Annotated in this window: 10 protein-coding genes; 6 read left to right on the top strand and 4 right to left on the bottom strand. The window is 46.4% G+C overall.

Translation table 11 applies throughout. The annotated features are described in order from the left end of the window. Nucleotides 1-6: 6 nt before the first annotated feature. Nucleotides 7-702 carry a 2OG-Fe(II) oxygenase gene (locus EST55_RS09290; RefSeq protein WP_100691893.1) on the top strand — a complete coding sequence of 232 codons (696 nt, stop codon included), beginning with the start codon at nt 7-9 and terminating at the stop codon, nt 700-702. Between the two features lie 89 nt (nt 703-791). On the opposite strand, the gene EST55_RS09285 is transcribed toward EST55_RS09290, so the two are convergent. Continuing rightward, the gene (locus tag EST55_RS09285; RefSeq protein ID WP_129497264.1) at nt 792-3563 is read right to left on the bottom strand and encodes a pitrilysin family protein; all 2772 of its coding nucleotides are present in this window, start codon (nt 3561-3563) and stop codon (nt 792-794) included. A gap of 225 nt (nt 3564-3788) precedes the next feature. Between EST55_RS09285 and udk the strand changes: the two genes are divergently transcribed. Then, nucleotides 3789-4421 (top strand): uridine kinase, encoded by a 633-nt coding sequence (gene udk, locus EST55_RS09280; RefSeq protein WP_088769362.1) that lies wholly within the window; start codon nt 3789-3791, stop codon nt 4419-4421. A gap of 12 nt (nt 4422-4433) precedes the next feature. After that, on the top strand, nt 4434-5642 hold the full coding sequence (locus EST55_RS09275) for a NupC/NupG family nucleoside CNT transporter (protein WP_088767944.1): 1209 nt from the start codon (nt 4434-4436) through the stop codon (nt 5640-5642). A 20-nt stretch (nt 5643-5662) separates the two neighbouring features. Here EST55_RS09275 and tesB read toward each other — a convergent pair whose 3' ends face one another. Continuing rightward, nucleotides 5663-6523 (bottom strand): acyl-CoA thioesterase II, encoded by an 861-nt coding sequence (gene tesB, locus EST55_RS09270; RefSeq protein ID WP_088767945.1) that lies wholly within the window; start codon nt 6521-6523, stop codon nt 5663-5665. 256 nt (nt 6524-6779) lie between these two features. On the opposite strand from tesB, the gene acnA reads away from it, so the two are divergent. Next, nucleotides 6780-9449: an aconitate hydratase AcnA gene (acnA, locus tag EST55_RS09265; protein WP_129497263.1), complete on the top strand. Its 2670-nt coding sequence runs from the start codon at nt 6780-6782 to the stop codon at nt 9447-9449. Between the two features lie 74 nt (nt 9450-9523). Here acnA and EST55_RS09260 read toward each other — a convergent pair whose 3' ends face one another. Next, nucleotides 9524-10231, bottom strand: coding sequence for an SDR family NAD(P)-dependent oxidoreductase (locus EST55_RS09260; protein WP_129497262.1), 708 nt, complete (start codon nt 10229-10231; stop codon nt 9524-9526). After that, on the bottom strand, nt 10228-10596 hold the full coding sequence (folK, locus tag EST55_RS09255; RefSeq protein WP_129497261.1) for a 2-amino-4-hydroxy-6-hydroxymethyldihydropteridine diphosphokinase: 369 nt from the start codon (nt 10594-10596) through the stop codon (nt 10228-10230). Before folK ends, EST55_RS09260 begins: the two co-directional genes overlap by 4 nt. Before the next feature lie 142 nt (nt 10597-10738). On the opposite strand from folK, the gene EST55_RS09250 reads away from it, so the two are divergent. Continuing rightward, the gene (locus tag EST55_RS09250; RefSeq protein ID WP_129497260.1) at nt 10739-11242 is read left to right on the top strand and encodes a hypothetical protein; all 504 of its coding nucleotides are present in this window, start codon (nt 10739-10741) and stop codon (nt 11240-11242) included. Continuing rightward, complete coding sequence (locus tag EST55_RS09245; protein ID WP_129497259.1) at nt 11235-12668, top strand: sodium:solute symporter family protein; 1434 nt, start codon at nt 11235-11237, stop codon at nt 12666-12668. The genes EST55_RS09250 and EST55_RS09245 overlap by 8 nt, the downstream gene beginning before the upstream one ends. Nucleotides 12669-12752 lie beyond the last annotated feature (84 nt).

The raw sequence follows: 12752 nt of genomic DNA, 5'->3' as shown, positions 1-12752 counted from the left end.
TTTCCTATGACGGATTTTATAGAAACTTACGATAATGCATTGTCATCAGACTTTTGTAAGCAGTTGATTGATACTTTTGAGAGTTCCGGACACACTTTTCAAGGCCGCACTGGCGGTGGAGTGGATGTGGAGAAAAAGTCGAGCACAGACTTAATGCTCAACTCTCACGCAGAGTATCAAGATTTACTGCTGAAAATTCAAAAAACGACGGCAGACCATGCTTTGCAGTATTTTAAGAAATATCACTTTGCGTTAATTGCGCCTGTGGCTCTTACGCTTCAGCATCCGAAGACTCAACAGCCAACTCCGTTGACCCATGAAAATTTTGATGAAATAGCCAAAGGCAATGAAATGGCGATTATGCAAAAGCTGTTTCGGGTAGGCGCCATTCAAATGCAGCGCTATCGTAAAGGTGAGGGCAATTATAACTACTGGCATTGCGAGACGTTTCCTCAGAAAGGCTCAACCGAGCCACTGCATCGTGCTTTGTTATTTATGTACTATTTAAACGATGTGGAAGAAGGGGGGGAGACCGACTTTTACTACCAGGAGCGTTCGTTAAAGCCCAAAGCCGGACAAATGGTTATTGCTCCCGCGTATTTCACCCATACTCACCGTGGTAGAACGCCGGTGTCTAATGACAAATATATTCTTACCAGCTGGATTCTGCATAGTCGCGCCGAGCAGTTATTTGGCGCTTAACGGTTCAATGTATTAATTCGCGTTAATGCGTAAAAAAAGCCCCGGCTTAACGATGAAGCCGGGGCTTTTTATTGAGCCTGTTTTACTTTTTATTCTTCGTCACTTTGAAGAATAGTGACTTCGCCTAGATTCAGTTCGCGAACTTTATCTTCAATTTCAGCTAAGTCACCAACAATAACCCAGGTCATTGCGTTTGGTGTTAACACATTATCGGCGCTTTCCTGGATATCATCCAGAGTAATTGCATTGATGCGCTGACCATAGGACTCAAGATACTCAACGTCTTTGCCTTTGTTAAAGGTACTTACCAACCCGCTCAATAAAGCGCCTTTGGTTTCATAAGCGCCAGGAAGTTTGGCTGTTTTGTTGGCTTTAACTTTGGCAAGTTCATCGTCGGTTGCCGGCTTATCGCCTTCATACTGAGTAAACTCTTTGACAATTTCCTGAATGGATTCCTGAGTCTTGTCCGTTTGAACCGGCGCAAGTGCCATTAATAGTCCGGGGCCTTCGTTGTCCAGCCATATAGAACGAGCACCGTAAGACCAGCCCTTATCCTCTCGGAGATTCATATTTAAACGACTGGTGAAACTGCCACCGAGAATCGTATTCATCACGTCAATGGTATCGGCGTTGTCGACTTGACCTGAAGGTGCAAGCTGCCCCGCAATAATTAACGATTGAGGTGTTCCCGGTTTATTAATCAGGAAAACGCGACTGTCGTTTGATGCTGCAGACGCATCCAGTGTTTTTTCAGGCTTAGGTGTTGCCGGAGACAGCCAGCTGGCAAATTGCTCTTCCAGCAATAATTTAGCTTGCTCTACTGTGGTGTCGCCCACAATGACCAGTTTTGCATTGTCTGGGCGTAGCCAGGTTTGTGCATGCTCAACTAAGTCTTCACGCGTCAGAGACTTAATTGAGTCGACCGTACCAGAGCCCGTCAGCGGCTGGCTGTATGCGTGACCATCACCGAACATTAAGCCAGGCAAAACGCGCAGAGCCTGAGTTTGAGGGCGAGCTTCTTCTTTGCGAATGCCCTCTATCCAATTTGAACGTTTGCGTTCAATTTCTTCTTCTGAAAAAGCCGGATTTTGCAGAACATCATTCATTAACGATAAGCTTTCGGCAAAGTTAACGCTTAGCGTGTCCATGCTAATGCGAGAGCTGTCCAGACTGGCTGAGGCATTTAGGTTGGTACCTAAAGACTCTAAGCGTTCACTTAACTCTAATGCTCCCAAACTCTCAGTTCCTTCTTTCAGCATTGACATGGTATAGCTTGCTGTACCTAATTTACCGCCAACATCTGACGCATAACCACTGTCAAAGACTAAGCTCATTTCAATGGTTGGGGTATCGGTACGTTGTGCCAAATAGACATCTAAGCCATTCGATAGTGTAAACTGCTCAACTTCTGGTAATTCCAGCTGAGGTAAGTCGCCAACATTAGGAAGCTCTGAACGATCTGCATCCGTTTCCTGCGCCGTGTAGTTTGGTTGTGGTACAACGTTCAAAACAAAGTCGCCACTGGATAACCACTTTTGAGCGACATTTTGAATGTCACTGACGGTTGCCTGTTTTGTCCACTCCATTTCTTGTGCATAGAAGCCAGGGTCGTCGTGGTAGACAGCGCCAGAGGCAAGAATGTCTGACTTACCACCAAAGCCACCCACTTTTTCAGCACGGCGTACAAAGTTTGCTGTCGTACTGAACTTAGTACGTTGCAATTCTGCTTGGGTAGGCCCTTCTTTAATTAAGCGCTGTAACTCTTCATTAATAATTGCTTCAATTTGCTCAAGCTCAACACCTGGTTTTGCATCAGCCGTAATCATGAACTGACCGGCCAGTGTGCGACCGTATTGGAAAGCGCCAACAGAGCTGGCAATTTGCTCGTCATAGACCAGACGCTCATACAAACGAGAGTTTTTCCCGTTGGCAAGAATGTCAGCAAATAAGCCTAAATATTCTGAATCTGCCGTACCCATTTGAGCGGTGTTCCAAACCTTGTAAACACGGGCGGCAGGAACGCGGTCTTCCATGGAGGCACGCTTGGTTTCATCGCGTTTTGCGACCCAGGTTTCTTGCTTTTTCAACGGCTTGCCCGGATCGATGTCAGCAAAGTATTTGGTGACCTTTTCTTGCGCGGTTTCAACATCAATGTCACCGGCTAAGACGAGTACAGCGTTGGCTGCACCATAGTAGTCTTTAAACCATTGGTGTACGTCGTCCAGTGTCGCTGCATTTAAGTCTTCCATCGAGCCAATAACCGACCAGGAATATGGGTGACCTTCAGGGAAAGTTTGTTCTGCAATGTAGCTCCAGGCTTTGCCGTAAGGCTGAGCTTCGCCCTGGCGTTTTTCGTTTTGTACAACGCCCCGTTGCTCGTCTAATTTTTCTTGAGTCACTGCACCTAACAAGTGCCCCATGCGGTCAGACTCCATCCATAACGCCATATCAAGCGCTGGTGTTGGAACGTTTTCAAAGTAATTCGTACGGTCGTTGTTGGTGGTACCGTTCATTTCAGTGGCGCCTGCACGTTCAAAGGGACCGAAATATTCGTCGTCGTAGTTTTCAGTACCATTAAACATCAAATGTTCAAACAGGTGCGCGAAACCCGTTTTACCGGGCTTTTCGTCTTTAGAGCCAACGGCGTACCATACGTTAACGGCAACAATGGGGGCTTTGCGATCTTCATGAACGACAACCGTTAATCCGTTATCTAAGGTAAATGTTTCGTAGTTAACCTTCACTTCAGGAAACTGAGACTGGCTAACAGCGGTTGTATTACTAGCCGATGTTGTTGACTGGCAGCCGCCTAAAAGAACCGTCGTCACTGCAACTGCAGTGAGGGTTTTCATCATCTTCATAATTATTCCCAATATTGTTTTTATAAGCCCCACTACTATACGAAACCCCAGCGGGGTGTGCCCGATAAATGACCTGTTAAATTGTAACGAAATTAAACATATTGAAACCGCCCACTGTTTTTTGTGATAAATAAGGTTTCAGTCAAGTCTTTTAATTACGCAGACAATCAAGGATAATTGCGCGCGATTTGCAGAAAATAGATACGGTATCTTGTGAATAAGACGGTGAATAAGACGACAGTTATAGCAATAGCGGGGGCTTCAGCGTCAGGCAAAAGTTTGTTTGCCTCGACGGTTTATCAGGAGTTAGTTGCGGAGTTGGGCACTGACGGTATCGCCATTCTCGCCGAGGATGCCTACTACCGCGATCAGAGTCATATGACGATGGAACAGCGAGTTCTGACCAACTATGACCAACCGGCGGCCTTTGAGCATGACTTGCTCATGAAGCACTTAAAACAGTTGAAGGCTGGCGAAGCGGTTGAAATGCCGCAGTACAGCCATAAAACGCACACCCGCCTTCCCGAAACCATTAAAGTGGCACCGGCAAGGGTTGTTATGGTTGAAGGTATTTTATTACTGACGGACGAAAAGCTGAGGGAACAGTTCGATATCTCCGTATTTATGGATACCCCCCTTGATATTTGCTTGCTGCGTCGTATTAAACGCGATATTGAAGAGCGTGGCAGAAATTTACAGTCGGTAACAGAGCAATACGAACAGTATGTGCGACCGGCGTTTTTTGACTTCATTTTCCCATCTAAGCAATACGCTGATCTTGTTGTCACTCGTGGTGGCCAGAACGAAATAGCCATTGACATTATAAAAACAAAAATACGTCAGTTGCTGGCGGAATAAACTGGTTTTCTTATGAATAGTATTCTTGGCATTGCCATTATTTTTCTCGTTGCTTATCTGGTTTCGACAAACCGCAAAGCTATCCGCTGGCGCACCGTTCTAGGTGCGTTTGCTATTCAAGTTGTTCTTGCTGGCTTCGTACTTTACGTGCCTATTGGTCGTGAAATGCTGTTTGGTTTCGCACAGGGCGTATCGACTGTTATTGGCTACACCAAAGCGGGTATCGACTTTTTGTTTGGCAACTTAGCGTCCGAAGACTTTGGTTTTGTGTTTGCCATTCAAGTGCTGTCCGTGATTGTCTTTTTCTCTTCACTTATTTCTGTGCTTTATTATTTGGGCATTATGAAGTGGGTCATTCGCATACTCGGTGGTGGGCTGCAGAAACTGCTAGGCACCAGTCGTCCGGAATCAATGTCAGCGGCGGCAAATATTTTCGTGGGGCAGACGGAAGCGCCCATGATGGTGCGGCCTTTTATTGGCACTATGACGCGCTCTGAGCTTTTTGCCGTAATGGTGGGCGGAATGGCGTCCGTTTCCGGATCCGTTTTGGCGGGTTATGCCGGGGTTGGCGTAGAGCTAAAATACCTAATTGCGGCAAGTTTCATGGCAGCCCCGGCTGGCTTCCTTATGGCCAAAATGATGATTCCGGAGTGCGAAAAGCCACGTAATGATCTTGAAGAAATAGAAGTGGATGATAACTCAGCTAACGTGATTGATGCGGCAGCGCAAGGTGCGTCCAGTGGCTTGCAACTGGCGATGAATGTGGGCGCAATGTTGCTGGCGTTTGTGGCACTTATTGCGTTAATTAATGGTATTTTCGGCTGGGTTGGTAGCTGGTTTGGTTACGCAGATTTAACCTTGCAGGAAGTATTTGGTTATGTCTTTCAGCCAGTCGCTTATGTGTTAGGCGTCAGCTGGGATGAAGCGAACCTTGCCGGTAGTTTCATCGGCCAAAAGCTGGTTATAAATGAGTTTGTTGCTTATCTCGATTTTGTGAATTACAAAGAGCAAATGAGCGAGCATTCGCAGGTGATTGTGACGTTCGTGCTATGTGGCTTTGCAAACTTTTCATCCATTGCTATTTTGCTTGGTGGTCTTGGTGGTATGGCACCCAGTCGCCGTCATGACATAGCCAGATTGGGTATGAGAGCGCTTTTAGCCGCGACGCTTGCGAATATGATGAGCGCTGCGATAGCTGGTTTCTTTGTTTCCCTGACCTAATAAAGCTCCGGAGACCGCAATTAACTGCGGTCTCTCATGACACCTTCCTGAATGGTCGATGCGACCAACATACCGTCTCTGGTATATATTTGACCACGCACCAGGCCACGCTGCCCGCTGGCTGATGGGCTGTCTATTGCGTACAAGACCCAGTCATCCATGCGGAAATCACGATGGAACCACATGGCGTGGTCAATGGTCGCAACCTGCATATTGGGTTGCGCAAAACTAACGCCATGAGGCTGCAACGCGGTTGGCAGAAAGTTAAAGTCTGACGCGTAAGCCAGTAGGTATTTATGCACGCGAGTGTCCGCGGGCATATTGCCGTTGGCTTTTAACCAAACATAACGCTTAGGTTCGTCTTTTTCCGGCTTAAATGGGTTATAGGGCGTTACAAAACGCATTTCTATTGGTTTTTCACAAATAAATTTATTGCGAAGTGGCGCCGGAATCAATTCTTCGTGTTCGCGGTAAATATCCAGGTCTGATATCAAACCTTCTGGTCCGGGAACTTCTGGCATGACGTCCTGGTGTTCAAAACCGCTTTCCTGCTGTTGAAACGACGCGGTCATATAGAAAATAGGCTTGCCGTACTGAATGGCTTGCACCCGCCGCGCTGAAAAGCTTTTACCGTCGCGAATGTTTTCTACATCGTAAACAATGGGCTTTTTGGCATCGCCCGGACGCAAAAAGTAGCTGTGAAACGAGTGGCAGACACGTTCGGCCGGTAATGTTTCTTTTGCCGCAGACAGCGCCTGACCAATGACCTGGCCGCCAAATACAGCACCAAAGCCTAAATCCTGACTTTGACCGCGGTATAACCCGTCTTCAATGGTTTCCAGTGTCAATAGGTTCAATAAATCGTCGAGTACCTTGCTCATTTCCTGCGTCCTGTAGTGCTGATTTAAACTTAAGTCTTATTGATCTTAAACGGTTTTTTCGGACTATGTAATATAAAGTAAGAAAATAACGATTATAGTAGATTAACTGAACATTTTACGTGCGGTGTGTTGGCACAACTCTTAGATTTGTGTTTGCATAGAAAGCACTTTATGTGGCTCAAACGATTCTGTTTGTCTATATTAGAAGTATCGTTTGGCTTAACAAAACGCTTAAGAAGCGAAAGGGAGAGTATCTATGTCAGGCAACGACAGTCTGAAAACCTTAAGTACATTAGAGGTTAACGGAAAAACCTTTCATTACTACAGTTTGCCCAAAGCGGCAGAAGCTCTAGGGGATATTTCAAAACTTCCGGCTTCAATGAAAGTGTTGTTAGAAAACTTGCTGCGCAATGAAGACGGCAGCACAGTGAATGAAGACGATTTAAAAGCCATGGTCGATTGGCAGAAAGAAAAGAAAATTGACCGTGAAATACAGTACCGTCCGGCGCGCGTACTGATGCAAGACTTTACTGGTGTACCTGGCATCGTCGATTTGGCCGCCATGCGAGACGCGGTTGATAAAGCGGGTCACGATCCGGAAACCATTAACCCCTTGTCACCAGTCGACTTGGTTATCGACCACTCGGTAATGGTTGATAAGTACGCAAGTCCTGAAGCATTTAAAGAGAACGTTCGCATTGAAATGGAACGTAACAAAGAGCGTTACGAGTTCCTGAAATGGGGACAGGGCGCGTTTGAAAACTTCCGCGTAGTGCCGCCAGGCACAGGTATTTGTCACCAGGTAAACCTGGAATATTTAGGTAAAAGTGTCTGGACTAAAGAGGAAGACGGAAAAACCTTTGCATTCCCGGATACTCTAGTCGGTACTGATTCACACACCACCATGATCAACGGTATTGGTGTATTAGGTTGGGGTGTTGGCGGCATTGAAGCAGAAGCCGCAATGCTGGGCCAGCCGGTTTCTATGTTGATTCCGGAAGTGGTTGGTTTCCGTTTAACCGGTAAACTCAACGAAGGCGTTACCGCAACCGATTTGGTATTAACCGTTACGCAAATGCTGCGTGAAAAAGGTGTGGTTGGTAAGTTTGTTGAATTCTACGGTCCAGGTTTAGACAACCTGCCGCTGGCAGACCGTGCGACCATATCAAATATGGCACCAGAGTATGGTGCAACCTGTGGTTTCTTCCCGGTGGATGATGAAACATTGCGTTACTTCCGCCTGTCAGGTCGTGACGAAGAGACCATTGAACTGGTTGAAAAGTACAGCAAAGCTCAGGGTCTATGGCGTGACAACGACAACGAACCTGAGTATACCGACTCGTTGGAGTTAGACTTAGGTGATGTGACGGCGTCGTTGGCAGGGCCTAAGCGTCCGCAGGATCGCGTCAATATGGAGCAGTTAGGTAGTAACTTTGACCTGATTCTTGAGACGAATGGTCAGTCAAGCGAGAAAGATAAAGAAGTGCCGGTAAAAGGCAAGGATTACAGCTTGTCACATGGTGACGTTGTTATCGCCGCCATTACCTCTTGTACCAATACCTCAAACCCAAGCGTCATGATGGCTGCTGGTCTGTTGGCTCAGAAAGCGATAGAAAAAGGGTTAATGCGTAAGCCGTGGGTTAAGTCATCGCTTGCGCCAGGCTCTAAAGTCGTGACTGATTATCTGGCGAAAGCGGGTTTAGATGACTACCTTGATAAACTTGGGTTTCATCTAGTGGGTTACGGTTGTACGACGTGTATTGGTAACTCGGGTCCATTGGACGATGAAATTACCGAAGCGATTCAAGAGGGGGACTTAACCGTATCTTCGGTGTTGTCCGGTAACCGCAACTTTGAAGGTCGCGTTCACCCAGAAGTTAAGGCGAACTGGCTCGCTTCACCACCGCTCGTTGTTGCTTATGCGTTAGCAGGTACCACGCGTACCGACTTAACCAAAGACCCTATTGGTAAAGACAAAGACGGCAATGACGTATTCTTGAAAGACATTTGGCCAAGCAGCGCCGAAATCTCAGAGGCGGTGAAAACGGTTGATAACCAAATGTTCGGCAAAGAGTACGCTGAAGTCTTTGCTGGTGACGAAGAGTGGCAGAACATTAGTGTCGCTGAGGGTAAAACCTATAATTGGCAGGATGAGTCGACCTACGTTAAGAACCCACCGTTCTTCGAAGGTATTGATAAGCCATTAGAAGGACCAAGCGACATAAAAGACGCAAATGTCTTAGCGGTGTTTGCCGACTCCATTACCACCGACCATATTTCGCCGGCGGGTTCTATTAAGCCGGATTCTCCTGCAGGCAAATACTTGCAGGAAAATGGTGTGGCAGTGAAAGACTTTAACTCGTATGGTTCGCGTCGTGGTAATCATGAAGTCATGATGCGCGGCACATTCGCCAATATTCGTATCAAGAACCAAATGCTCGACAATGTTGAGGGTGGCTTTACTAAGTTCATTCCGACCGGCGAGCAAATGCCAATTTACGACGCTGCCATGAAGTACATGGAAAACGACACACCTTTAGTCGTGTTGGCTGGTAAGGAATACGGTACGGGCTCTAGCCGAGACTGGGCAGCAAAAGGTACTCGATTACTGGGTGTTAAGGCTGTTATCGCAGAAAGTTACGAGCGTATTCACCGTTCTAACCTGGTTGGCATGGGCGTTCTGCCGCTGCAATTTGCCGACGGAGAGAGCGTTGAAGAGCACAAGCTTACTGGTGAAGAGCAAATTTCGGTATTGGGACTGAGCGATGACCTTAAACCGGGTCAAATGCTGGACGTTGTTGCAAAACGCAAAGACGGTTCAGAGGCTAAGTTCAAGGTGAAATGCCGTATCGACACTGGTAACGAAATGAACTATTACAAGAACGGCGGTATTTTGCACTACGTACTGCGCCAAATGCTTAAGTAATCGTCAGCTGAAATGACAAAACCCCGGCTTTTTAGCCGGGGTTTTTATTGGCTATTCGTTAACAGGTAAAGGCACTACAAATTAAGCGCTCTGCCGCCATCAACTTTTATCGACTCGCCGGTTAGAAATGGGTTGTCACGTAAAAAGCGGACGGTGTCTATCATTGGCTCTAATCCACCTTCTACCCGTAAAGGTGTTTCGTCCAGCACCTGCATTTTATGTTCGTTGTCGTGTTCCGGAAGGAATAAAATGGGTCCTGGTTGAATGGCGTTCACACGTATATCCGGTGCTAATGCTTTCGCAAAGGCCTGAGTCATATTGGCTAAGCCGGCTTTCGCTGCGCAGTAAGCAATGTAATTAGTGGAAGGTTTGTCGGTGTATATATCCGTAATGTTGATTATAAGCCCATTGTCGGAATTCGACAGCTGTTGTTGTAAGCCGGTAATAAGCAAATAGGGAGCAATATTGTGTACCTGAAAGATGGCTTCAAGCGCTTCTGAATCGTTGTCTACGGTGTCGTTGTCGAAAAAACAGGACGCATTATTAATCAACAGATCCAGTTTGGAACTGTTTTTCTTAATTTGAGTAACCATCTCTTTAACGTCGTGCTGGCGGGCAAAGTTCGCTTGAATGGGCTCTGCACCTAATTGACTCAGTTCATCGACACCGTCTTTTGAGCTGTTGTAATGCGCAAAAACTTTGTAGCCATCTTCTATCAGTGCTTTGGCGACTTCAAATCCGAAGCGGCGTCCAGCACCTGTCACTAGTGCGGTTTTTGTCATGATGCAAGCCCCAATTCTGTTGTGAGTGATTGTAAGTAATCTGGCACTTCCGGCCCCTCATCAAGAGGTCCTAAAATATCGATATCGATGGTTCTATCTTTGATGCTTCTTTCTGGATCACTGCGATCGCGTCCCAGGGCTTCCTCTATTTGGTTAAACCGTTGCTTAAGCTCATGTGAGCTAAGTGATGTATCGATAATAAACAAGGCATTGAGAAACTCGTTTTGTGTATCAATATCAACCGGCTTCGTGGCTATGTTTTGACTGAATAAGCAGTTACTGTTCAACGCCTGTAACTGTTGTTTTGCGTGGTGGATATTCATTTCAGGATCGATGTTTGAACCCAGACTGCATAAATACTTCATAAGTAAAAGCCACTAAACGTAAAAAATATGTTGTGTCATATACGGTGTACAGCGTAAAACGGATGCCCCCTGAAACAGTTGAAATTGCTATAATTGGCTGATAGCCTGAAATTTCAACTTGCGTTGGCGAGCAGATGTCTCAATGACAAAAAACAAAAAAAGCGTTAACTATTGTTATATCTTGTTTTTATTTTGTTTTATTGGCTTCCTGCCAACGACGATCCTTGCCGATGAATCATCCCCTCAGCTTACCATTGAAGGGCCAAGCTCGATTATTAAAGAAGGGTACTTTAATGTCTCAGTGTCTGCAAAGTCTGCTCAACAAAAGCTTAATAAGCTTACGATTGAAGTCGCGACCGATACAGGCTTCACTCAGAATAAAAAGCAATTTCCTGCATTAGGGGATTTTTCCACCATCTCACTGACTGGTTTTTCAGATGGTCTTTATCATTTAAGAGCCAGAGCCGAAACCTCGGACGGCGATGTACTGGTCAGTAATGTCATTCAAGTCAGAGTCGAGCACTACCCGCTATGGCAGGCGCTGACATTATTTTTTATTGGTTTAATTATTTTTGTGGCCGTCGTAACGACGTTGCTTCTATTTCACCGTAACTGGACACATTCACGGCACCACTCTCATGACTGAATTTGCACTGGACACTCGTACCGGCATTCTCATCATTGTGCTTTTCGGCCTATTTTGGATAGGTTTCGGTTATTGGCTCGGGCGTAAGAATAAAAGCCACGAAGATTTTGCGCTGGCCGGTCGAAATGTTGGCTTTGCGTTTGCAGCTGCTACGGCAATGGCAACCTGGGTGACCAGCAACACCACACTGGTTGCACCGCAACTGACGTTCCAGTTTGGTGTGTGGGGTATGATTGGCTACTCATTCGCGGCGCTTGGCCTCATTCTGTTTGCCCCTATGGCAAAACGCATTAAAGAGTTGTTGCCCAACGGTTATACCTCAGGTGACTTTATCCGACTGCGCTATGGTCAGTTTGCCTGGGTCGTGTTCATGATTATTTCAGTGGTCTATGCATTTGGCTGGTTAATCAGTCTGGGCATGGCTGGCGGTATTCTTTTAGAGTCTTTGACCGGTCTTGAGTATCACATTGGTATGACGACCATTCTGGTCATTTGTGTGGGATATACTTTGTTTGGTGGTATGCGCGCGGTTATCGCAACGGACTTTATCCAGGCTCTCATTATTATCGCTGGGGTCAGCTTTATTGCCTATTGGCTTATCGACAATATCGGTCTTAGTAGTATTCATGAAAATTTGACAGCGGAGCACCCAAAACTGCTCGATGTCCTATTTCCTGCCGCCGTTATGTTCTTATTTAATAATATTTTCTTTGGTCTGGGTGAGATATTTCATTCCAACGTATGGTGGTCACGGGCATTGTCGTTTAAAAAAGGTGTCGCTTATAAAGCCTATTTGACCGGCGGGTTAATGTGGCTGCCTATACCTATTGTTACTGGTTTTATTGCTTTGGCGGCCCCGCAGCTAGGCATATTCCCGCCGAGCATGGACATGATAGGCCCCACGGTTGCTGCTGCGGTGTTAGGGAAAGCTGGCGCGGTTATCGTTTTTATCGTGATATTTTCAGCCTTAGCGTCCAGTCTTGATTCTTTGCTGGCTGCGACCTCAGACCTGGTTACACAAGATATTTATCACAAAAAGCTAAAACCAGGTGCGTCAGATAAAAACCTGATGCGGTTTAACCGAAGCTGTATTTTAGGGCTTGGTATTGTGACCTGGCTTTTCTGCCTTCCAAAAATAGCCACGCTGGGGGCATTACTGAATTTTGCTGGAGCATTTGTGGCGAGCACTATCTGGCCCATACTGTTAGGGCTTTATCACAAAAAGCTGACAGGCACCTATGCGGCCATAGCAATGGCTATTGGCACCGCATGCGGCATGATAGGGTATTTCACCATAGGGTTTTATGTGGCAGCGCTGGTGTCTTGTGCCGTATCGGGCATGATATGTGCTGTGGGTATTGTGACCAGCCAAGACAGCTTTGACTGGAGCCAGCTGCAGGAGGAAGACGCACATGCTAATGAGTGAGTCGGTATTCGAGTGGATGATTATCATTGCATTGATCCTCAGCTGCGTAGCGCCTGTAATACTTCTGGTGCTCTGGGTAAAAGA

The organism is Idiomarina sp. 29L, assembly GCF_004123135.1.
In the GTDB taxonomy this organism is placed as follows: domain Bacteria; phylum Pseudomonadota; class Gammaproteobacteria; order Enterobacterales; family Alteromonadaceae; genus Idiomarina.
This window is presented reverse-complemented; position numbering and strand designations above follow the sequence as displayed.